A 21,786-nucleotide genomic window follows, 5' to 3' on the forward strand; every position below is an offset into this window, starting at 1 on the left:
CGCACGGCGCGCATGGGATGGGGAGGCAGGAACGACGGTGGCGGAACGGAGCACAGCTGCCGTCGACGTGGCAGACAACAGCGACGACAAGTCGCTGACCGCGCAGGCGGACCAGTCCACGGCCGACGGGGTGGCCAAGAATCGGGAGCAGGACACGGACAACGACGAGGCACAGGGGAGTGGTGGGACGGAGCGTCCCGAGAAGGCCTCACCGCCCGAGCTGCACAGCGGTCACAAACTGGCCAGACGCTACCGGCTGGAGGAGTGCGTCACCCGTCTGGACGGATTCAGCAGCTGGCGCGCGGTGGACGAGAAACTGCGCCGCGCCGTCGGTGTGCACGTCCTGCCGGCCGACCATGCCCGGGCCCGCTCCGTGCTGGCCGCCGCCCGCTCCTCCGCGTTGCTGGGCGACCCTCGCTTCGTACAGGTCCTGGACGCTGTCGAGGAGAACGACCTCGTCTACGTCGTCCACGAGTGGTTGCCCGATGCCACCGAAATGACCGCCCTCCTCGCAGCCGCTCCGCTGGAGCCGCACGACGCCTACCAGATGGTCAGTCAGATCTCCGCCGCCATGGCCGCCGCTCACCGCGAGGGCCTGGCGCATCTGCGACTCAACCCCAACGCCGTGCTGCGCACCTCCACGGGGCAGTGGCGTATCCGCGGGCTCGCGGTCAACGCCGCACTGCGCGGCATCAGCTCCGACAGTCCGCAGCGCACCGACACCGAGGCCATCGGCGCCCTGCTGTACGCGGCGCTCACCCAGCGCTGGCCGTACGAGAACGACGCCTACGGCCTGTCGGGACTGCCCAAGGACATCGGGCTGATCGCCCCGGACCAGGTCCGTGCCGGCGTCCATCGCGGTCTGTCGGAGCTGGCGATGCGCGCGCTCGCCAACGACGGGGCCACCGCCTCCCGGGCCGAGGCACCGTGCACGACGCCGGAGGACCTGGTGAAGGCGATCGGCGAGATGCCCCGCATCCGCCCGCCGGAGCCGGCGTTCACTGCACCGCCGGAGTACCAGCGGACCACCTATCAGCAGGGCACCTACGGCCGTCCGGCGCCGCACCCCGGCACCACCCAGCCCGTGCCGACGCCGCTGCCCCCGCTGCAGACCCGGACCGGCAAGGCCCTGAAGTGGGCCGTCTCCGCCCTGCTCATCGCGGCGCTGGGTCTGGGCAGCTGGCAGCTCGCGGACGCCCTGATGGACCGGGGCAAGTCCGACGACACCCAGCCGACACAGACCACAAACGGCAACGACGACAACGGCGACAAGAACAAGCCGGCCAAGCCGATCACCGTCCAGGGCGCGCAGGAGTACGTCGCGGAGGGCTCCCCCCAGGCCGCCGGGGACGTGCCCAAGACCTACGACGGCGACAACTCCACGTTCTGGCGCACCAAGCGGTACAACGAGGGCCCGAAGCTCGCGCCGTACAAGCCGGGTGTCGGCATCGTCTACGACCTCGGCTCGCCGCAGGAGATCTCGGCGGCATCGATAGGGCTCCGGTACCCGGGTGACCACACGACGGTCCATCTGTACGCCACCGACTCGTTGTCCCCGTCGGCGCCCGTCAATGCCGCGCAGCAGATCGGAACCGCCACGACGAGCGGAACGTCGCTCACGGTGAAGGCGTCGAAGACCATCAAGACGCAGTACGTACTGCTGTGGGTCACGGACGTACCGATGGCACCCCAGGACGACTTCAGCAGCGCCGGCTACAAGCAGGCGATCACCGACGTGACGTTCACAGGCTGACATCTCGCCGAAGGGGAGGGGGTTCGATGGCGGAGGGCGCCGGATATGACGGAGTGAGCGACCACGAGTTGCTCACCCGGCACGTCGACGGGGACCCCGAGGCCTTCGGTGAGATCGTCCGGCGTCATCGTGATCGGCTCTGGGCGGTGGCACTGCGGACCCTGGGGGACCGCGAGGAGGCCGCCGACGCGGTCCAGGACGCCCTCGTCTCCGCCTACCGGGCCGCCCACACCTTCCGCGGCCAGTCGGCCGTCACGACATGGCTGCACCGCATCACCGTGAACGCCTGCCTCGACCGTGCCCGCAAGGCGGCCTCCCGCAAGACCTCCCCCGTCGACGACACGGAGCGCCTGGAGCTCCTGCTGGAGCCGCACGAGTCCGCCTCTGCTCCTGCCGAGCGCAACGACCTGCACCGGCAGCTGCTGGAGGCCCTCGGCACGCTCCCGCCCGACCAGCGGTCCGCTCTCGTCCTGGTGGACATGCAGGGCTACCCCGTCGCCGAGGCGGCCCGCATCCTCGACGTGCCGACGGGCACGGTGAAGAGCCGATGCGCCCGGGGCAGAGCCCGGCTGCTGCCGCTGCTGACCCACCTGCGGCCGGAAAACGCCGCCGGCTCGCACAGAACGCCCGCAGGACGGAACCGGGCGCAGGGGACATCCGTCCCACCCGCAGCGGGTCCGCACGACACAGGGCCCCGCGATCCAGGACCGAGCGACCCAGCTGCAGTGAAGGGCGGAGGTGGGCGAGCGTGACTTCCACGACGGACAGGGCGGAGCACCCGGACGTCGCCGAGATCTCCGAGCTCGCCGAGGGGCTGCTCCCGCCCTCCCGCACGGCCGACGTACGCCGGCATCTGGACACCTGCGCCCTGTGCGCCGACGTCCACGCGTCGCTGGAGGAGATCCGCGGCATGCTCGGCACCCTGCCCGGCCCGCCCCGGATGCCCGACGAGATCGCCGGCCGCATCGACGCCGCCCTCGCCGCGGAGGCCCTGCTCGACTCCACGGCTCCTGAGCCCACCGAGCGAGCCGAAGCCACCGAGGCGACCGCGGTCGGGCCGTCCAACGCTGTCACGGGCGAGCCGGTCACCCGGTCCACCGGGGACACCCCCGCCGATGTTTCACGTGAAACGTCGGCCGCCTCAGCCACGGACCGCCCCGCCGGTCACGCCCGCACCGCTTCGACCGGGCCCGGCCGCAAGAACCGCACCCGCCGCGTTCGGCGCAGGGTCGCCGTCCTCGGCACGGTCCTCGGCGCTGCGGCACTGGGCCTGGGGACCGTACTGGTCTCGTCTCTGGTGGGCGGCGGCGAGTCCGGGACGACCGCCGCGGGACACCCCCCGACCGTCCAGGACACCTTCTCCCACGGCACACTCCAGCAGCAGGTGACGGACCTGCTCGCTCAGAACGCGACGAGTCCGTCCCGTGTCCCGCAAAGCCTCGGCATCCAGTCCGACAACGGTGGCGCTGAGACAGGTGGCGCCGACAGCGGTGGCCCCAGGGTCTACAAGCAGCCCACCGTCCCCGACTGCGTGCAGAAGGGCATCGGCCGCACTGACGCGGCGCTCGCGACCGAGGAGGGCGTCTACCAGGGGAGCGACGCACTGCTCGTGGTCCTGCCGGACGCCACGGACGTCACACGGGTCACGGCCTATATCGTGGACACGCACTGCGTCCAGGACCCCTCCTCGTCCGACGCCGCGAAGGTGCTGCTGGAGAGCTCCTACGCGCGTCCCTGAGCGCCTGGGACGTCGTCCCTGCCCCAGGTGGTGTCCCCTACGGGGTTCGTCCGCCGTGTGCCCGGACACAGCGGGAATGCGCGCCCCTTAGGATCCGTTGGGTGGGGTGAGAGCTCGGGAAGGGGCTCCCACCGGCCGTACGACGCAGTCCAGAGACGAGGAATCAAGCCGTGAGCGACGTCCGTAACGTGATCATCATCGGCTCCGGGCCCGCCGGGTACACGGCGGCGCTCTACACCGCGCGCGCGTCGCTGAAGCCGCTGGTCTTCGAGGGTGCCGTCACCGCTGGTGGTGCCCTGATGAACACCACCGAGGTCGAGAACTTCCCTGGCTTCCGGGACGGCATCATGGGCCCGGAGCTCATGGACAACATGCGGGCCCAGGCAGAGCGTTTCGGCGCCGAGCTCATCCCGGACGACGTCGTCTCCGTCGACCTCTCCGGTGAGGTCAAGACCGTGACGGACACGGCCGGCACGGTCCACCGGGCCAAGGCCGTCATCGTCACCACCGGCTCCCAGCACCGCAAGCTCGGCCTGCCGAACGAGGACGCCCTCTCCGGCCGCGGGGTGTCCTGGTGCGCCACCTGTGACGGCTTCTTCTTCCGGGACCAGGACATCGCCGTGATCGGCGGCGGCGACACCGCGATGGAGGAGGCCACCTTCCTCTCGCGCTTCGCCAAGTCCGTCACGGTCGTCCACCGCCGGGACACCCTGCGCGCCTCCAAGGCGATGCAGGAGCGTGCCTTCGCCGACCCGAAGATCAAGTTCGTCTGGGACAGCGAGGTCGCCGAGATCCAGGGCGACCCGAAGCTCGCCGGCCTGAAGCTGCGCAACGTCAAGACCGGCGAACTGTCCGACCTGCCGGTCACCGGCCTGTTCATCGCCATCGGCCACGACCCGCGCACCGAACTCTTCAAGGGCCAGTTGAACCTGGACGAGGAGGGCTACCTCAAGGTCGCCGCTCCCTCCACCCGGACCAACATCACCGGAGTCTTCGCCGCGGGTGACGTCGTGGACCACACGTACCGCCAGGCGATCACCGCGGCCGGCACCGGCTGCTCCGCCGCCCTCGACGCCGAGCGCTTCCTGGCCGCTCTGGCCGACAGCGAGCAGCAGGCCGAACCCGAGAAGACCTCTGCCTGATCCCCATCCGCCCCACGCACCAACAGTTAAGGAGCCCCTCCGTGGCCGGCACCCTCAAGAACGTGACCGACGATTCCTTCGAGACCGACGTGCTCAAGAGCGACAAGCCCGTCCTGGTGGACTTCTGGGCCGCCTGGTGCGGTCCGTGCCGCCAGATCGCGCCGTCTCTCGAGGCGATCGCCGCCGAGTACGGCGACAAGATCGAGGTCGTCAAGCTGAACATCGACGAGAACCCGGGTACGGCCGCCAAGTACGGCGTCATGTCCATCCCGACGCTGAATGTCTACCAGAACGGCGAGGTCGCCAAGACCATCGTCGGCGCCAAGCCCAAGGCCATGATCGTCCGTGACCTTGAGGACTTCATCGCGGAGTGACGACGGGGATCATGCGCTGAGCGCACGTTTCACGTGAAACACGAATGGGCCAACCCCTGTGGGTTGGCCCATGTCGCTTACGGGGGCACTTACAGGGGCCGGAGCGCCGGTTCCTTCTGCACCGCCCCCAGGAGTCGGTCCAGCGCCATCTCCACGTCTTCCTTCCAGGAGAGCGTGGAGCGCAACTCCAGCCGCAGTCGAGGATGGGTCGGATGCTGGCGGACGGTTTTGAAGCCCACAGCCAGAAGATGATCCGCGGGCAGCAGGCAGGCAGGCTCCTTCCAGCGGGCGTCCCCGAACGCCTCGATCGCCTTGAAGCCGCGACGCAACAGATCCTTGGCGACGGTCTGCACCATCACCCGGCCCAACCCCCGGCCCTGGTGGCCCGGCATGATGAAGCCGGTCATCAGCTGTACGGCGTCCGGCGACACGGGGCTCGTGGGAAAGGCCGCGGATCGAGGGACATAAGCAGGCGGTGCGTAGAGAACGAAGCCCACCGGGACGTCGTCGACGTAGACGACCCGGCCGCAGGAACCCCAGTCCAGCAGGACCGCGGAGATCCAGGCCTCTTTCTCCAGGGCGGCTCGGCCCTGTCCTACCGCGGCTTCTCCGCTGACGGGATCGAGTTCCCAGTAGACGCAGGAGCGGCAGCGCTGGGGGAGGTCCTCAAGGTTGTCCAGCGTGAGCGGTACGAGCCGGCGGCCCATGAAGGCTGTTCCTCGCTTCCCTCGCCCACGGCCTCGCGGGCGGCTGTCAGAGCGCTCCGTTCCTTGAGCAGACTGCCGACGAATCCGCCGACTGCGCCCAGCCCGAGGCCGGCGCTCACCAGTTCGGTGCGGCTCATCGTTCGCATGGCCCCCGCCTCCCCATCACAGGTGCCGCCTGGTGGTGTGCCATACCTGATCGCATCGTATCCATGATGCGATTCCCTCAATACCGGCAGAAAGCAAAGAACGGGCCGTGTTCCGGTTCACACCGGACACGGCCCGTTCCAGACCGGACATTCAGCTGTCGATCTCCTCGCCGTCACTGTCATCGAGGCTCCGCTGAAGAAGAGGGCCTTCGCCCGGCGCCAGCGTGCTGAGGATCCGTTCCAGGTCGACCACGGAGGCGAACTCGACAGTGATCTTTCCCTTCTTCTGTCCGAGGTCCACCTTCACCCGTGTCTCGAACCGGTCCGACAGCCGAGTCGCGAGATCGGTCAGGGCCGGGGTGACGTGGGCGCCGGGTCGTGGTCCCTTGGCCCGGGTTGCCTTCCGCGGCCGCGACCCCATGAGGGTGACGATCTCTTCCACGTTCCGGACCGACAGCCCCTCGGCCACGATCCGGTGGGCCAGCCGCTCCTGCTCCTCGGAGTCCTCTACAGCGAGCAGGGCCCGGGCGTGCCCTGCGGACAGCACTCCGGCGGCCACTCGGTTCTGAACCCTCGGTGAGAGCTTCAGCAGGCGCAGGGTGTTCGACACCTGTGGTCGGGAGCGCCCGATCCGATCCGCCAGCTGATCGTGGGTGCAGTTGAAGTCCTTCAGCAGCTGGTCGTAGGCGGCTGCCTCCTCTATCGGGTTCAGCTGTGCCCGGTGCAGGTTCTCCAGCAGGGCGTCCAGCAGGAGCTTCTCGTCGTCGGTCGCCCGGACGATCGCGGGGATCGCCTCCAGCCCCGCCTCGCGGCAGGCCCGCCAGCGTCGCTCACCCATGATGAGCTCGTACTGGGAGGAGCCCGTCCGGCGGACGACGACGGGCTGGAGGAGGCCGACCTCCTGGATGGAGGTGACCAGTTCCTGGAGCGCGTCCTCGTCGAACACCTCACGCGGCTGGCGCGGGTTCGGGGTGATGGCATCGAGGGGGATCTCGGCAAAGTGTGCCCCCACGGGAGGAGCGGGCACTTCCGCGGCCCCCGTCGGCGACAGCTCCTCCGTTTCACGTGAAACAGGCGGCAGCGTGGCCACCTTTGCCGCGGCCACCCCGCGGTCGCCTGCCATCGCCGGTACAGAAGCCGGAGAGGACGCCGCCGACCCCATTGCTGTCGCGGCCGGCGTCTTCTCGGTCGGGGCAGCAGGGATCAGTGCGCCAAGACCTCGACCCAGCCCCCTTCGTCGCTCGCTCACTGGATCCCCTCCACCATGTTCGGGTTGCTCTGAGCACCGATGTGGGCGTGGGTCGTGTCATAGCTGACGCCGACGCCCTTCAGTGCGATCTCTCGTGCCGCCTCAAGATAGGAGAGGGCACCGCTCGATCCGGGATCGTAGGTCAGCACCGTCTGCCCATAACTCGGCGCCTCGGAGATGCGGACCGAGCGGGGAATGCTCGTCCGCAGCACCTCGTCGCCGAAATGGTTGCGCACCTCGTCCGCAACCTGGGACGCAAGACGCGTCCGGCCGTCGTACATGGTGAGCAGGATCGTCGACACATGCAGCGTGGGGTTGAGATGGCCCCGCACCAGGTCGACGTTGCGCAGCAGCTGCCCCAGACCCTCCAGCGCGTAGTACTCGCACTGAATCGGGATCAGCACCTCTTGGCCCGCCACCAACGCGTTGACCGTCAACAGGCCCAGCGAGGGCGGACAGTCGATGAGGACGTAGTCCAGGGGCTGCTCGTAGGCCTGGATGGCCCGCTGCAGCCGGCTCTCGCGGGCCACGAGGGAGACCAGCTCGATCTCCGCACCGGCGAGGTCGATGGTGGCCGGGGCACAGAACAACCCCTCGACATCGACAACCGGCTGGACGACCTCCGAGAGCGGCCTGCTCTCCACCAGTACGTCGTAGATGGACGGGACCTCGGCGTGGTGGTCGATCCCCAGGGCAGTGGACGCGTTGCCCTGCGGGTCGAGGTCGATCACCAGGACGCGTCCACCATGCAGGGCCAGCGAGGCAGCGAGATTGACGGTTGTCGTCGTCTTGCCGACTCCGCCCTTCTGGTTGGCCACCACGATGACCCGGGTCTGTTCGGGGCGCGGCAGCCCTTCACCGGCGCGGCCCATTGCCTCCACCGCGAGTTGGGCCGCACGACCGATCGGGGTGTCGTCCATCGGGGGCGGTGTTTCACGTGAAACATCCTCCCCTGGCGACTCGGCGCGGGGACCGGGGACCGGATCGGTCATCGGTCCCGCGATGTTGGCGTCGGACCGCAAGGATTCACTCTCCTCGACTTCAGGCTCGCAATGAACAGAGCCTCGCACGTGTTCGGGGTCGTGAGCCAGTGAGCCCTTGCGTTCTGTGGAGAAATCCACCTCTGTGGACATCTCCGTGCCCCTCCCGAGGGATGGCGCTTGAGCGGCTCGCGCTTCGTCCAGGGAGCCAAGGGGTCTACGGGCGCGGGGTTCGGCCGCAGCGCGGCCCCGGCCGATGATGCCGTGCAGCAATGAGCGACGTTTCACGTGAAACACGATGCACAGCGGCCGAGGCCGAACTGTCGCGACACTCCGTCATACGCGGCCGGGGCAGCTTGTGTGGAGTACGCCGGTGCGCCGGAGACGATCAGCGACGGCGGCGGGTACGCTCCGAACGCGCTGCCTTCGCCCGCTTGGCCGCGAAACGTACACCGCCCGGGCTCTCCCCGACCTCCACCCGGACGACCGTCGACAGCGGATCCACGACGCCTTCGCCGACATGCAGGATCGACGTCTCGACCGCACCCAGCTTGCTGAGCGCCGTGGCGGCACTCTTCAGCTCTTCCTCGGCGGTGTCACCCTTGAGCGCGAGCATCTCACCGTAGGGGCGCAGCAAGGGGATGCCCCAGGTGGCCAAGCGGTCCAGCGGTGCCACGGCGCGGGCCGTCACCACATGGACGGGGGGCAGCTTGCCCATGACCTCCTCGGCCCGGCCACGGACGACGGTCACATGGTCCAGCCCCAGCAGTTCCACGACCTCGGTGAGGAAGTTGGTGCGCCGCAGCAGCGGCTCCAGAAGCGTGATCTTCAGGTCCTCACGGACCAGGGCGAGGGGAATGCCGGGCAGGCCGGCACCGGAGCCGACGTCGCACACGGTGACACCCTCGGGAACGACCTCCGAGAGCACCGCGCAGTTCAGCAGGTGCCGCTCCCACAGGCGGGGCACCTCGCGGGGGCCGATGAGCCCGCGCTGGACTCCTGCCTCGGCCAAGAGCTCGGCGTACCGGACCGCATCCGTGAAGCGATCACCGAATACGTCGCGTGCCTGCTCGGGCGCAGGGGGGAGCTCCGCTGCCTCCGTCACGGGAACCGTCCTTCCGTACCGCATCAGCGCGACCCGCGCCGACCACCAGAACTACAGGCTGACAAAGTCCGGCCCCGTCTGCGCAACAGACGGGGCCGGAGGGATACGTACGTACCGAATCAGTTGGGCAGCACGACGACGAACCGCTGCGGTTCCTCGCCCTCGGACTCGCTGCGCAGGCCGGCCGCCTTGACCGCGTCGTGCACGACCTTCCGCTCGAACGGGGTCATCGGCTTGAGCTGCTTGGGCTCACCGCTGCTCTTGACCTCGGCCGCCGTCTTGGCACCCAGCTCGGCCAGCTCGGCACGCTTCGTGGCGCGGTACTCGGCGATGTCCAGCATCAGGCGGCTGCGGTCGCCGGTCTCCCGGTGCACGGCCAGCCGAGTCAGCTCCTGCAGCGCCTCCAGCACCTCGCCGTCCCGGCCGACCAGCTTCTGCAGGTCGCGGCCGCCCGTGTCACTGATGATCGACACGGAGGCACGGTCGCCCTCGACGTCCATGTCGATGTCGCCGTCGAGGTCGGCGATGTCCAGCAGACCCTCGAGGTAGTCCGCCGCGATCTCGCCTTCCTGCTCCAGGCGGGTCAGGGTGTCTGCACCCTCGGCGGAGGTGGTGCCTTCCGTCACGGGATGGGCTCCTTCTTACTTCTTGGACGGGGACTTGGGGCGCTGCGGACCACCCTTGCGCTGCCCGCTCTGGGCCTTGCTGCGGGTGCCGGAGGCAGGCTTCTTGGCCGCGCTGTCGGGCTGGGCGTCCTCCGGCTCGCCGGACTTCCTCAGCGACGGCGAGGACGGCGCCGACGGCGCCGACGCGGTCGACTGACGCTGGGACTTCGTCTGCCGCTTGGGCTGCTGCCGCTTCGGGGTCTCGCTCGCGGTCGCCTGCGCCGTACCGTCCTCGGTCTGAGCGGCGGCCTTGGCCTCGCCCATCACCACGGACCCGTCGGGCTGAGCCGCCAGGCCCGCCTTGTTCAGGCCGTTGATGAACTTGCGCTCGAACTCGTTGCGGTCGCGGCCCTTGGTGACGATGGCCTTGACGATGGCCTTCTCGCGACGGTTGCGGGTCTTGCCGTGGTGCGCGACGTGCTTGGACAGGCGCTCCAGGTAGGCGGCCTGAGCCTTGGAACCCGGGGTCGGGTTGTTGTGGATGACGTACATCTGCTGGCCCATGGTCCACACGTTGGTGGTCAGCCAGTAGACGAGGACACCGACGGGGAAGTTGATGCCGAACACGGCGAACATGACCGGGAAGACGTACATCAGCATCTTCTGCTGCTGCATGAAGGGCGTCTTCACCGTGGTGTCGACGTTCTTCGTCATCAGCTGGCGCTGGGTGAAGAACTGCGACGCCGACATCAGGACGATCATGATGGCGGTGACGACCCGGACGTCGGTGAGCGAGGCGCCCAGCGCCTCGACCTTCGCCTGGCTGTCCATGAACTTCGCGGCGAGCGGGGCACCGAAGATGTGGGCCTGCCGGGCGCTGGCGAGGAGGTCCTCGTTGATGACCCCGATCGTCTTGCCCGTCGCGATGCCGTTGAGCACGTGGTACAGGGCGAAGAAGAACGGGGACTGCGCCAGGATGGGAAGGCACGAGGAGAGCGGGTTGGTACCCGTCTCCTTGTACAGCTTCATCATCTCTTCGGACTGACGCTGCCGGTCGTTCTTGTAGCGCTCCTGGATCTTCTTCATCTCCGGCTGGAGCGTCTGCATCGCGCGGGTCGCCTTGATCTGCTTCACGAAGAGTGGGATCAGGCAGATCCGGATCACGACCACCAGGGACACGATGGACAGACCCCAGGCCCATCCGGTGTCAGGCCCGAAAATCGCACCGTACACCGCGTGGAACTGGACGATGACCCAGGAGACGGGCCAGGTGATGAAACTGAAGAGGCTGGCAATCGTGTCCACTAATCATGCTCCTTGGGCATGGGGCGAGGTCTCTGCGGCCGGACCCGGCGGGGTGTCCCCGTCGGGGCCCGGTTCGGCGGCGGAGGTCCCGCCCCTGCGTGCACGCCAGGCGTCACGCAGCATTTCGTGCCACCGCGGGCGCTTGCGCGGCGGAACATGGTCCACACCGCCCAGCGACCACGGATTGCACCGCAGAATGCGCCAGGCCGTGAGTGCCGTTCCCTTGATCGCGCCGTGTCGGTCGATCGCCGTGTAGCCGTAGTGGGAGCACGACGGGTAGTACTTGCAGACCGGCCCCAGCAGGGGACTGATCGTCCACTGGTACAGCTTGATCAGAGCCAGCAACGGGTACTTCATCGCGCGCCCCCTCCCAGCAGCCGCTCGAGGGCGGCATCCAGGTCCCGGGCCAGATGTACATGGTCGGCGTCACCCGCACCGGGTAGCGCCCTTACCACTACCAGGCTACCGGGGGGAAGCTGAGCGATCCGGTCCCGCATCAGATGGCGCAGTCTGCGCTTCACCTTGTTGCGGACGACCGCACCGCCCACGGCCTTGCTCACGACGAAACCCGCACGCGTCGGAGGAGCGCTCTCCCCAGGCGCGTGCGGGTCCGTGGCACCGCTACGAAGATGGACGACGAGGGACGGGCGGCCGGCCCGGCGCCCCCGTCGTACCGCGGTCGCGAAGTCCTCGCGCCGCCTCAGCCGGTTCTCGGTGGGCAGCACGACGTCATGACCTGATCGGGATCAGGCGGACAGACGGGCGCGACCCTTGCTGCGGCGGGACGCGAGAATCGCGCGGCCGGCACGGGTGCGCATACGCAGCCGGAAGCCGTGGGTCTTCGCGCGACGACGGTTGTTCGGCTGGAAGGTGCGCTTGCTCACTCGGGGGCTCCAGAAAGAAATCGGTGTTGGCGGGGTGCCGTCCTGGCTGTCACCGTGCGCCCACGAGTAGCTCGCAGTCACGCCTCAGTGCACCGCTTTCCGATCACCTTGAACGCGATCTGTGCCCATCGGAGGCAGGCGGCAGCAGCCATCGACAACTCGACCTGGTTACGGTACGCGCGGCTACGCCATCCGGTCAAACCAGGGGGCGCCGGGAGACACTATCCACAGGCTGGGGACAACGACTTGAACCGTACCCGTCGCGCTGACTACCGTGACTGGACTCCGATTCGTTCCCTTGTCCCCGACCCACACCGATTTACATCCCGACCCGTCCCGGATCACACGATCGTGGGACCTGCGAGAGAGCGTGCCCTGTGGCTGACGTACCTGCCGATCTTGCCGCAGTGTGGCCACACGTGCTGGAGAAGCTCCTCGGTGAGGGACGCGGCCAAGGTGTCGAGGCCAAGGACGAGCGCTGGCTCCGGCGCACCCAGCCGCTCGCGCTGGTCGCCGACACCGCCCTCCTCGCCGTGCCGAACGAATTCGCGAAGGGCGTGCTGGAGGGCAGGCTCGCCCCGATCGTCAGCGACACCCTGAGCCGCGAGTGCGGGCGTCCGATCCGCATCGCGATCACCGTCGACGACTCCGTGGGCGAGCCCCCGGCCCCGCCCGCGCCGCCGGCCCAGCAGCAGCAGCGCTACGACGAGCAGCCCGAGCTGCCCGCGTACGACTCCCCGTACGAGGCTCCCTACGACGGGGGCTACGGCCGCCACCGTGCCGAGCACCTGCCGTCCCGCGGCGACGACCAGCATCCGGGCTCCCGCCCCGACCAGCTGCCGACCGCCCGCCCGGCCTACCCCTCGGAGTACCAGCGCCCCGAGCCGGGCGCCTGGCCGCGTTCCGCGCAGGACGACTACGGCTGGCAGCAGCAGCGGCTCGGCTTCCCCGAGCGAGACCCGTACGCCTCGCCGTCCTCTCAGGACTCCTACGGCGGGCAGGACTCCTACGGCAAGCCGCCGCAGGACTACCGGGCGCCGTCCATGGACCGGCCCGAGCGCCCGCCCTACGACCAGCGCCCGGACTACGACGCCCCGCGCGGCGAGTACGAGCACCCGCGCGGAGACTACGACCAGCGCGACTACGACCAGCGCGACGGCGGCCGGCGCGAGCTGCCCGAGCCGCCGCCCGGTTCCGGGCACGTGCACCGCGGCGGCCCCGTCGGCCCGAACCTGCCGGCCACCGGGGCTCCCGGGCCGCTGGCGGCGCAGCCGGCCCCGGCGGCCGGCCCGGGCGAGCCGACCGCGCGGCTCAACCCGAAGTACCTCTTCGACACGTTCGTCATCGGCGCCTCGAACCGATTCGCGCACGCCGCCGCGGTCGCCGTCGCGGAAGCGCCGGCGAAGGCCTACAACCCGCTGTTCATCTACGGGGAGTCCGGGCTGGGCAAGACGCACCTGCTGCACGCCATCGGGCACTACGCGCGCAGCCTCTACCCGGGCACGCGGGTGCGGTACGTGAGTTCGGAGGAGTTCACCAACGAGTTCATCAACTCCATCCGCGACGGCAAGGGCGACAGCTTCCGCAAGCGCTACCGCGAGATGGACATCCTGCTCGTCGACGACATCCAGTTCCTGGCGGACAAGGAGTCGACGCAGGAGGAGTTCTTCCACACCTTCAACACGCTCCACAACGCGAACAAGCAGATCGTGCTCTCCTCCGACCGGCCGCCGAAGCAGCTGGTGACGCTGGAGGACCGGCTGCGGAACCGTTTCGAGTGGGGCCTGATCACCGACGTCCAGCCGCCCGAGCTGGAGACGCGGATCGCGATCCTGCGCAAGAAGGCGGTGCAGGAGCAGCTGAACGCCCCGCCGGAGGTGCTGGAGTTCATCGCCTCCCGCATCTCGCGCAACATCCGCGAGCTGGAGGGCGCGCTGATCCGGGTGACGGCGTTCGCGTCGCTCAACCGGCAGCCGGTGGACCTGGGCCTGACAGAGATCGTCCTGAAGGACCTGATCCCCGGCGGCGAGGACTCGGCGCCTGAGATCACGTCGACGGCCATCATGAGCGCGACGGCGGACTACTTCGGGCTGACGGTGGAGGACCTGTGCGGTACCTCCCGCGGCCGGGCCCTGGTCACCGCGCGGCAGATCGCCATGTATCTGTGCCGGGAGCTGACGGACCTGTCACTGCCGAAGATCGGTGCGCTGTTCGGTGGGCGCGACCACACGACGGTCATGCACGCGGACCGCAAGATCCGCAATCTGATGGCCGAGCGACGCTCCATCTACAACCAGGTGACCGAGCTGACCAACCGCATCAAGAACGGCTGACGCGGCGCCCCCACGGCAACACACAGCACGGCTGCTCACGGCTCGGCGCCCACGGCGTGCCGCCCCGCCCACCCGCGGCACGGCCACACACGGCAAGGCCGAACCGGCCCGTCCTCTCGGCTGCCCGCGGCCACGCCGGGCACCGAGTCACCGAGTCACCCAGTCACCCAGTCACCCAGTCACCGAGCAAGCCACCCACAGCGCCCGAGGGCGCCTCCGGACGGGTTCCGGAGGCGCCCTTCGTCATGCGGCGGCTCGATGCCGGGGGCACAGGCGTGCCGCTCGCTGTTCGAATAGCTGAGGGGTTACGGCTCTTCTCCACAGATTGGGGCACTTTCTTCCGTCCACAGACTGGGGACCGCGAAGTTCTCCAGATCGTCGTCCACAGGGTGACCACCAGGGAGACGTCTGGGCAGGTCAGCGGCATGTGGATTCGTGGACAAAAGTTGTCCACAGCTTGTGGACAAAGCGGCGATCCACAAGCTGTGCACGAAGTTGTCCACGAGCAACTCACAGCTTCCCACCGGTTGTCCCCAGCGATCAGTGGCTTCTCCACATCTCTGTCCACTGTTCGGCAACCCGGCACGGCTCCTCACCGGCCGGAGTGAAAGGCGTCACAAGAAGGTGCCTGGTTGGGCTGTGGGAAAGCGGGGTAAAGCTGGGGACAGGTCTGGGGAGAACTGCCCTCGGCCTGTGCACGGGATGTGCAGAACTTTCCGTTCTCCACAGAGACCCCCGGTTGTCCACCGTCTCCGCCCACAGGGCCCGTGGACAAAATTCCCGCTCTGAGCTGGGCAAACGTGGTTATCCACGGTTTCCACAGGCCCTACTACTACGAACGACTAGAGAGAGCCTGGAATCCGTTTCGAAGCGGGACCTGTGCACAACTCGCCCCGAGCTGCCCGACCGCCCCTCGTCACGACTTGACCCCGAGAGGCACCTACTGTCACTGCGGTGCGTCAGACTGGTCCCCGGTGTCCTTCCCCTCTCCGGGGCGGCCGACACCGGGACAGACGACGAAGGCGAAGCAGGGCGAGAAGCGCCGGCAACAGCAGGAGGCGGCTTACGGTGAAGATCCGGGTGGAACGCGACGTACTCGCGGAGGCAGTGGCCTGGGCGGCGCGCAGCCTCCCGGCCCGTCCGCCGGCGCCTGTGCTCGCCGGCCTGCTGCTGAAGGCCGAGGACGGCCAGCTGAGCCTGTCCAGCTTCGACTACGAGGTCTCCGCCCGCGTGAGCGTCGACGCCGAGGTCGAGGAGGACGGCACCGTCCTGGTCTCGGGCCGGCTGCTCGCGGACATCTCCCGCGCCCTCCCCAACCGGCCGGTGGAGATTTCCACGGACGGTGTACGGGCGACGGTGGTCTGCGGCTCCTCGCGCTTCACCCTCCACACGCTTCCCGTCGAGGAGTACCCGGCGCTGCCGCAGATGCCGAACGCCACGGGCACCGTCCCCGGCGAGGTCTTCTCCGCCGCCGTGCAGCAGGTCGCCATCGCCGCGGGCCGGGACGACACGCTGCCCGTGCTGACCGGTGTGCGCATCGAGATCGAGGGCGACACGGTCACGCTGGCCTCCACCGACCGCTACCGCTTCGCGGTCCGCGAGTTCCTGTGGAAGCCGGAGAACCCGGACGCCTCGGCGGTCGCCCTGGTGCCCGCCAAGACACTGCTGGACACCGCGAAGTCACTGGGCGCCGGCGACAGCGTCACGCTGGCGCTGTCGGGCTCGGGTGCGGGCGAGGGGCTGATCGGCTTCGAGGGCGCCGGGCGGCGGACGACGACACGTCTGCTGGAGGGCGACCTGCCGAAGTACCGGACGCTGTTCCCCACGGAGTTCAACAGCGTGGCCACCATCGAGACCGCGCCGTTCGTGGAGGCCGTCAAGCGCGTGGCGCTGGTCGCCGAGCGCAACACCCCGGTGCGGCTCAGCTTCGAGCAGGGTGTGCTGATCCTGGAGGCGGGCTCCAGTGACGATGCACAGGCTGTGGAGCGGGTGGACGCGCAGCTGGAGGGTGACGACATCTCGATCGCCTTCAACCCGACGTTCCTGCTGGACGGTCTGAGCGCGATCGACTCCCCCGTGGCACAGCTGTCGTTCACGACGTCGACCAAGCCCGCGCTGCTGTCCGGCAAGCCGGCGGTGGACGCCGAGGCGGACACGGCCTACAAGTACCTGATCATGCCGGTGCGGCTGAGCGGCTGAGGCCCGGGGCTCCCTGGAGGTTGTCCACAGGCCGGTGCGCAACAGGCCTCGGCCTGTGGGAGAACCCGCAGGTGAGGGTGTACGTATGAGCGCGTATGCCCACAGCTGTGCGTGACGGTCCGGGTTTAGGCTCGGACAGGGGTACGAGGGTGCCCCAGGGGTGCGAGAGCGCCCCGCACGCCACACAGCGACCTAAGGAAACAACTGATGGAGCTCGGTCTCGTCGGCCTCGGCAAGATGGGCGGCAACATGCGCGAGCGGATCCGCCGCGCGGGCCACACCGTCGTCGGATACGACCGCAACCCGGATCTCGCCGATGTCCACAGCCTGGAGGAGCTTGTGGGCAAGCTCTCCGGCCCGCGTGTGGTGTGGGTGATGGTCCCGGCCGGCGAGGCGACCCAGTCCACGATCGACGAGCTGGCGCAGGTGCTGGAGCCCGGTGACGTGGTCGTGGACGGCGGCAACTCCCGCTGGACGGACGACGAGCGGCACGCCCGGGAACTGGCGGCCAAGGGCATAGGTTTCGTCGACTGCGGTGTCTCCGGCGGCGTGTGGGGCCTGGAGAACGGCTACGCGCTGATGTACGGCGGCGGCGCGGACGACGTCGCCAAGGTGCAGCCCGTCTTCGACGCGCTCAAGCCGGACGGCGACTTCGGGGCGGTACACGCGGGTCGGGTCGGTGCGGGCCACTTCGCGAAGATGGTCCACAACGGCATCGAGTACGCGATGATGCAGGCCTACGCCGAGGGCTGGGAGCTGCTGGAGAAGGTCGACTCCGTGGAGAACGTCCGCGAGGTCTTCCGCTCCTGGCAGGAGGGCACCGTCATCCGCTCCTGGCTGCTCGACCTCGCGGTGAACGCCCTCGACGAGGACGAGCACCTGGACGACCTCCGGGGTTATGCACAGGACTCCGGTGAGGGACGCTGGACTGTGGAGGCCGCCGTCGACCACGCGGTTCCGCTGCCGGCGATCACGGCCTCGCTGTTCGCGCGGTTCGCCTCCCGCCAGGACGACTCGCCCCAGATGAAGATGATCGCGGCGCTGCGGAACCAGTTCGGCGGCCACGCGGTCGAGAAGAAGTAACGATCCGCAGCAGTACCACCTGAACGCCGGGGAGGTCGGCGAACGACCATGCACGTGACGCATCTGTCGCTGGCCGACTTCCGTTCCTACGCCCGGGCCGAGGTCCCGCTGGACCCGGGCGTCACCGCCTTCGTCGGCCCCAACGGGCAGGGCAAGACGAACCTCGTCGAGGCGGTCGGCTATCTCGCCGCCCTCGGCAGCCACCGGGTGGCCTCCGACGCGCCGCTGGTCCGCGTGGGCGCCGACCGGGCCGTGATCCGGGCGCAGGTCCGGCAGGGCGAGCGCCGGCAGCTGGTGGAGCTGGAGCTGAACCCGGGCAAGGCGAACCGGGCCCGTATCAACAGGTCGTCGCAGGTCAGGCCGCGTGACGTACTGGGGATCGTGCGGACGGTCCTGTTCGCCCCGGAGGACCTCGCGCTGGTGAAGGGCGATCCTGGGGAGCGGCGCCGCTTCCTCGACGAGCTGATCACCGCGCGGTCGCCGCGCATGGCGGGCGTGCGCTCGGACTACGAGCGGGTGCTCAAGCAGCGCAACACCCTGTTGAAGAGCGCCGCGCTGGCCCGGCGGCACGGCGGGCGCTCGATGGACCTGTCCACCCTGGACGTGTGGGACCAGCACCTGGCGCGGGCGGGTGCCGAGCTGCTCGCGCAGCGGCTCGACCTGATCGCGGCGATCCAGCCGCTGGCCGACAAGGCGTACGAGCAACTGGCGCCGGGCGGGGGACCGCTCCAGCTGGAGTACAGGCCGTCGGCGCCGGGGGAGGCGGTGAGCCGGGAGGATCTGTTCGCCCAGGTGATGGCGGCGCTGGCGGACGCCCGCAGGCAGGAGGTCGAGCGCGGGGTGACGCTGGTGGGGCCGCACCGCGACGACCTGGTGCTCAAGCTCGGCCAGCTGCCCGCGAAGGGGTACGCCTCGCACGGCGAGTCCTGGTCGTACGCCCTGGCGCTGCGGCTGGCCTCCTACGACCTGCTGCGGGCCGAGGGCAACGAGCCGGTGCTGATCCTGGACGACGTCTTCGCCGAGTTGGACGCGCGGCGCCGGGAGCGGCTGGCGGAGCTGGTGGCGCCCGGTGAGCAGGTGCTGGTGACGGCCGCCGTCGACGACGACGTGCCGCAGGTGCTGAGCGGGGCGCGGTACGCGGTGTCGGGCGGGGCGGTGGAGCGCGTATGAGCGGCGACGAGCCGGTCCGGGGCGAGGCGCGCGAGCCCTCGGGTGTCGATCTCGCGCGGGTGGCGCTGCGGGCGGCGAAGGAGGCGGCGCGGGCGCGGGGCGACGCGGTGCGGCAGAAGCGGCAGGCACGGCGCGGGGGGCTGCGGTCGGGCGCGCGGGCGGACGGGCGGGACCCGATGGCGCTGGGGGCCGCGATCAACCGGCTGATCACCGAGCGGGGCTGGGAGGCGCCCGCGGCGGTGGGCGGGGTGATGGGCCGCTGGCCGCAGATCGTCGGGGAGGACGTGGCCAAGCACTGCGTGCCGGAGCGGTACGACGAGGACGAGCGGGTGCTGTTCGTGCGCTGCGACTCCACGGCGTGGGCGACGAACCTGCGGTTGCTGGCTCCGCAGCTGGTGGCACGGCTCAACGAGGATCTGGGACAGGGACGGGTCCGCATGATCCGGGTGCAGGGCCCCGGCGTACCGGCGCGCCGGTACGGTCCCCTGCGCGCTCCGGGCGGTCGCGGACCCGGTGACACGTACGGGTGACCGACGTCACATCCGGACCGGGTGCGGGGGGTCGCACAGGGTGGCGAATCGGGGCGCGCCCCGGAACCTGACCCGGGAGTAGCGAAGGGTTGACAGCCCGAAGCGCTGAGTGCCGCTGTGAGCCTCTTGGAGCCCCCATCCGTATATCGGGAGTAGGCCGAGACCGGTTGAGGGCGGCACATGCGGACTCAGGGACCGGCAAACCCCCATCAGTGTCAGTGCTACCGGTAGACTGGAAGACAATCCCGCCCCATCGTGGGGACCGCCCGGGAAACGCTGAGCAACGCTGATCAAGGCTTACCAACGCAACATGCCGCAGCCGCTCCGGCAACCCGCCGACGAGCCCGGCTCGTGCTGTGCCAGAAAGGGCGCTTCGTGGCCGATTCCGGCAACCCCAACGAGAACTTCCCGTCCACCGACGAAGGCGCGACCGCCGCGGGCGACCTCCCCTCGAACAGCGAGGTCGCGGCGGCCTCGTACGACGCCAGCGCCATCACCGTCCTCGAGGGTCTGGACGCGGTCCGCAAGCGACCCGGTATGTACATCGGCTCCACCGGTGAGCGCGGTCTGCACCACCTGGTGTACGAGGTCGTCGACAACTCCGTCGACGAGGCGCTGGCCGGCTACGCGGACACCATCGACGTGACGATCCTCGCCGACGGCGGCGTGCGCGTCGTCGACAACGGCCGCGGCATCCCCGTGGGCATCGTGCCCTCCGAGGGCAAGCCGGCCGTCGAGGTCGTGCTGACCGTGCTGCACGCGGGCGGCAAGTTCGGCGGCGGCGGTTACGCGGTCTCCGGCGGTCTGCACGGCGTGGGCGTGTCCGTCGTGAACGCGCTGTCCTCGAAGGTCGCCGTCGAGATCAGGACCGACGGCCATCGCTGGACGCAGGACTACAAGCTGGGCGTCCCGACGGCCCCGCTCGACCAGCACGAGGCGACCGACGAGACCGGTACCTCGGTCACCTTCTGGGCCGACCCGGACATCTTCGAGACCACCGAGTACTCCTTCGAGACGCTGTCGCGGCGTTTCCAGGAGATGGCGTTCCTCAACAAGGGTTTGACGATCAGACTCACCGATGAGCGCGAGTCGGCGAAGGCGACCAGCGGCGCGGACGAGGCGGGCGCCGACGAGAAGGCCGAGGTCAAGACCGTCACGTACCACTACGAGGGCGGCATCGTCGACTTCGTGAAGTACCTCAACTCCCGCAAGGGAGAGGTCGTCCACCCCACGGTGATCGATCTGGAGGCCGAGGACAAGGACAAGAGCCTGTCCCTCGAGGTCGCGATGCAGTGGAACAGCGGCTACAGCGAGGGCGTGTACTCCTTCGCGAACATCATCCACACCCACGAGGGCGGCACGCACGAGGAGGGCTTCCGCGCGGCCCTCACGAGCCTGATCAACAAGTACGCGCGCGACAAGAAGCTGCTGCGAGAGAAGGACGACAACCTCACCGGTGACGACATCCGTGAGGGTCTGACCGCGATCATCTCGGTCAAGCTGAGCGAGCCGCAGTTCGAGGGCCAGACGAAGACCAAGCTGGGCAACACGGAGGCCAAGACCTTCGTGCAGAAGGCGGTCTACGAGCACCTCAACGACTGGCTGGACCGGAACCCGGTCGAGGCCGCGGACATCGTCCGCAAGGGCATCCAGGCGGCCACCGCGCGCGTGGCGGCCCGCAAGGCCCGCGACCTCACCCGCCGCAAGGGCCTGCTGGAGAGCGCGTCCCTGCCGGGCAAGCTGTCGGACTGCCAGTCCAACGACCCGACCAAGTGCGAGATCTTCATCGTCGAGGGCGACTCCGCCGGCGGCTCGGCCAAGTCCGGCCGCAACCCGGAGTACCAGGCGATCCTCCCGATCCGCGGCAAGATCCTCAACGTGGAGAAGGCCAGGATCGACAAGATCCTGCAGAACCAGGAGATCCAGGCGCTGATCTCCGCCTTCGGCACCGGTGTGCACGAGGACTTCGACATCGCCAAGCTCCGCTACCACAAGATCATCCTGATGGCGGACGCCGACGTCGACGGCCAGCACATCAACACGCTGCTGCTGACGTTCCTGTTCCGCTTCATGCGCCCGCTGGTCGAGGCCGGGCACGTGTTCCTCTCCCGTCCTCCGCTGTACAAGATCAAGTGGGGCAAGGACGACATCGAGTACGCCTACTCCGACCGCGAGCGCGACGCGCTGCTGGAGATGGGGCGTCAGCGCGGCAAGCGGATCAGGGAGGACTCGATCCAGCGCTTCAAGGGCCTCGGCGAGATGAACGCCGAGGAGCTGCGCGTGACCACCATGGACCAGGAGCACCGCGTGCTCGGCCAGGTCACCCTGGACGACGCCGCCCAGGCCGACGACCTGTTCTCGGTCCTGATGGGCGAGGACGTCGAGGCACGCCGCCAGTTCATCCAGCGCAACGCCAAGGACGTCCGCTTCCTCGACATCTGAGTCGGTCTCAGCTGACCGCACCAGGAAGGATCTTCACCAGC

The 21,786-nt window shown here is 69.1% G+C and carries 20 protein-coding genes; 11 read left to right on the forward strand and 9 right to left on the reverse strand.

All coding sequences use genetic code 11. The annotated features are described in order from the left end of the window. The first annotated feature begins 37 nt into the window (after positions 1 to 37). From JS756_RS04070 to trxA, 5 genes are all read left to right on the forward strand, one after another. Positions 38 to 1,753 (forward strand): protein kinase family protein, encoded by a 1,716-nt coding sequence (locus tag JS756_RS04070; RefSeq protein ID WP_205381510.1) that lies wholly within the window; start codon positions 38 to 40, stop codon positions 1,751 to 1,753. Between the two features lie 26 nt (positions 1,754 to 1,779). After that, the gene (gene sigM, locus JS756_RS04075; RefSeq protein WP_205381511.1) at positions 1,780 to 2,505 is read left to right on the forward strand and encodes an RNA polymerase sigma factor SigM; all 726 of its coding nucleotides are present in this window, start codon (positions 1,780 to 1,782) and stop codon (positions 2,503 to 2,505) included. Further along, positions 2,502 to 3,491: an RsmA family anti-sigma factor gene (locus tag JS756_RS04080; protein WP_205381512.1), complete on the forward strand. Its 990-nt coding sequence runs from the start codon at positions 2,502 to 2,504 to the stop codon at positions 3,489 to 3,491. The genes sigM and JS756_RS04080 overlap by 4 nt, the downstream gene beginning before the upstream one ends. Before the next feature lie 170 nt (positions 3,492 to 3,661). Next, positions 3,662 to 4,633, forward strand: coding sequence for a thioredoxin-disulfide reductase (gene trxB / locus JS756_RS04085; protein WP_205381513.1), 972 nt, complete (start codon positions 3,662 to 3,664; stop codon positions 4,631 to 4,633). Positions 4,634 to 4,674: 41 nt separating this feature from the next. After that, a complete protein-coding gene (gene trxA, locus JS756_RS04090; protein ID WP_205381514.1) occupies positions 4,675 to 5,007 on the forward strand; it encodes a thioredoxin in 333 nt (110 codons plus the stop codon). Between the two features lie 89 nt (positions 5,008 to 5,096). Here the strand turns inward: trxA and JS756_RS04095 are convergent, their stop codons facing one another. The 9 genes from JS756_RS04095 to rpmH all read right to left on the reverse strand — a co-directional run bounded on the left by JS756_RS04095 (position 5,097) and on the right by rpmH (position 11,988). After that, the gene (locus tag JS756_RS04095) at positions 5,097 to 5,714 is read right to left on the reverse strand and encodes a GNAT family N-acetyltransferase (protein WP_205381515.1); all 618 of its coding nucleotides are present in this window, start codon (positions 5,712 to 5,714) and stop codon (positions 5,097 to 5,099) included. A 297-nt stretch (positions 5,715 to 6,011) separates the two neighbouring features. Next, on the reverse strand, positions 6,012 to 7,109 hold the full coding sequence (locus JS756_RS04100; RefSeq protein WP_205381516.1) for a ParB/RepB/Spo0J family partition protein: 1,098 nt from the start codon (positions 7,107 to 7,109) through the stop codon (positions 6,012 to 6,014). Continuing rightward, complete coding sequence (locus JS756_RS04105) at positions 7,106 to 8,179, reverse strand: ParA family protein (RefSeq protein ID WP_205381517.1); 1,074 nt, start codon at positions 8,177 to 8,179, stop codon at positions 7,106 to 7,108. The genes JS756_RS04100 and JS756_RS04105 overlap by 4 nt, the downstream gene beginning before the upstream one ends. Positions 8,180 to 8,477: 298 nt before the next feature. Next, positions 8,478 to 9,194 carry a 16S rRNA (guanine(527)-N(7))-methyltransferase RsmG gene (rsmG, locus tag JS756_RS04110; RefSeq protein ID WP_205381518.1) on the reverse strand — a complete coding sequence of 239 codons (717 nt, stop codon included), beginning with the start codon at positions 9,192 to 9,194 and terminating at the stop codon, positions 8,478 to 8,480. 119 nt (positions 9,195 to 9,313) lie between these two features. Then, entirely contained in the window at positions 9,314 to 9,820 is a 507-nt protein-coding gene (locus JS756_RS04115; protein ID WP_205381519.1) for a Jag family protein, read from the reverse strand. Positions 9,821 to 9,835: 15 nt separating this feature from the next. Then, positions 9,836 to 11,104, reverse strand: coding sequence for a membrane protein insertase YidC (gene yidC / locus JS756_RS04120; RefSeq protein WP_205381520.1), 1,269 nt, complete (start codon positions 11,102 to 11,104; stop codon positions 9,836 to 9,838). 3 nt (positions 11,105 to 11,107) lie between these two features. Next, on the reverse strand, positions 11,108 to 11,461 hold the full coding sequence (gene yidD / locus JS756_RS04125) for a membrane protein insertion efficiency factor YidD (RefSeq protein ID WP_205381521.1): 354 nt from the start codon (positions 11,459 to 11,461) through the stop codon (positions 11,108 to 11,110). Next, a complete protein-coding gene (gene rnpA, locus JS756_RS04130) occupies positions 11,458 to 11,829 on the reverse strand; it encodes a ribonuclease P protein component (protein WP_205381522.1) in 372 nt (123 codons plus the stop codon). Before rnpA ends, yidD begins: the two co-directional genes overlap by 4 nt. A gap of 21 nt (positions 11,830 to 11,850) precedes the next feature. Continuing rightward, positions 11,851 to 11,988 carry a 50S ribosomal protein L34 gene (gene rpmH, locus JS756_RS04135; protein ID WP_003956500.1) on the reverse strand — a complete coding sequence of 46 codons (138 nt, stop codon included), beginning with the start codon at positions 11,986 to 11,988 and terminating at the stop codon, positions 11,851 to 11,853. A gap of 377 nt (positions 11,989 to 12,365) precedes the next feature. Between rpmH and dnaA the strand changes: the two genes are divergently transcribed. From dnaA to gyrB, 6 genes are all read left to right on the forward strand, one after another. Further along, entirely contained in the window at positions 12,366 to 14,321 is a 1,956-nt protein-coding gene (dnaA, locus tag JS756_RS04140) for a chromosomal replication initiator protein DnaA (protein ID WP_205381523.1), read from the forward strand. 1,068 nt (positions 14,322 to 15,389) lie between these two features. Beyond that, positions 15,390 to 16,520 (forward strand): DNA polymerase III subunit beta, encoded by a 1,131-nt coding sequence (dnaN, locus tag JS756_RS04145; protein ID WP_205381524.1) that lies wholly within the window; start codon positions 15,390 to 15,392, stop codon positions 16,518 to 16,520. Between the two features lie 207 nt (positions 16,521 to 16,727). Next, entirely contained in the window at positions 16,728 to 17,603 is an 876-nt protein-coding gene (gene gnd, locus JS756_RS04150) for a phosphogluconate dehydrogenase (NAD(+)-dependent, decarboxylating) (RefSeq protein ID WP_205381525.1), read from the forward strand. A 48-nt stretch (positions 17,604 to 17,651) separates the two neighbouring features. Next, the gene (gene recF, locus JS756_RS04155; protein WP_205381526.1) at positions 17,652 to 18,773 is read left to right on the forward strand and encodes a DNA replication/repair protein RecF; all 1,122 of its coding nucleotides are present in this window, start codon (positions 17,652 to 17,654) and stop codon (positions 18,771 to 18,773) included. After that, positions 18,770 to 19,303, forward strand: coding sequence for a DciA family protein (locus JS756_RS04160; RefSeq protein WP_205381527.1), 534 nt, complete (start codon positions 18,770 to 18,772; stop codon positions 19,301 to 19,303). Before recF ends, JS756_RS04160 begins: the two co-directional genes overlap by 4 nt. Before the next feature lie 351 nt (positions 19,304 to 19,654). Then, a complete protein-coding gene (gyrB, locus tag JS756_RS04165; protein WP_205381528.1) occupies positions 19,655 to 21,745 on the forward strand; it encodes a DNA topoisomerase (ATP-hydrolyzing) subunit B in 2,091 nt (696 codons plus the stop codon). Positions 21,746 to 21,786 lie beyond the last annotated feature (41 nt).

It is taken from the genome of Streptomyces actuosus (assembly GCF_016921115.1).
In the GTDB taxonomy this organism is placed as follows: domain Bacteria; phylum Actinomycetota; class Actinomycetes; order Streptomycetales; family Streptomycetaceae; genus Streptomyces; species Streptomyces actuosus_A.

What these genes read in the sequence shown, in the direction of transcription:
- sigM (WP_205381511.1), top strand. Translation starts at nt 1,780, where the DNA reads ATGGCGGAGGGCGCCGGATATGACGGAGTGAGCGACCACGAGTTGCTC.
- JS756_RS04095 (WP_205381515.1), bottom strand. Translation starts at nt 5,714, where the DNA reads ATGGGCCGCCGGCTCGTACCGCTCACGCTGGACAACCTTGAGGACCTC.
- yidD (WP_205381521.1), bottom strand. Translation starts at nt 11,461, where the DNA reads ATGAAGTACCCGTTGCTGGCTCTGATCAAGCTGTACCAGTGGACGATC.
- gnd (WP_205381525.1), top strand. Translation starts at nt 16,728, where the DNA reads ATGGAGCTCGGTCTCGTCGGCCTCGGCAAGATGGGCGGCAACATGCGC.
- recF (WP_205381526.1), top strand. Translation starts at nt 17,652, where the DNA reads ATGCACGTGACGCATCTGTCGCTGGCCGACTTCCGTTCCTACGCCCGG.
- JS756_RS04160 (WP_205381527.1), top strand. Translation starts at nt 18,770, where the DNA reads ATGAGCGGCGACGAGCCGGTCCGGGGCGAGGCGCGCGAGCCCTCGGGT.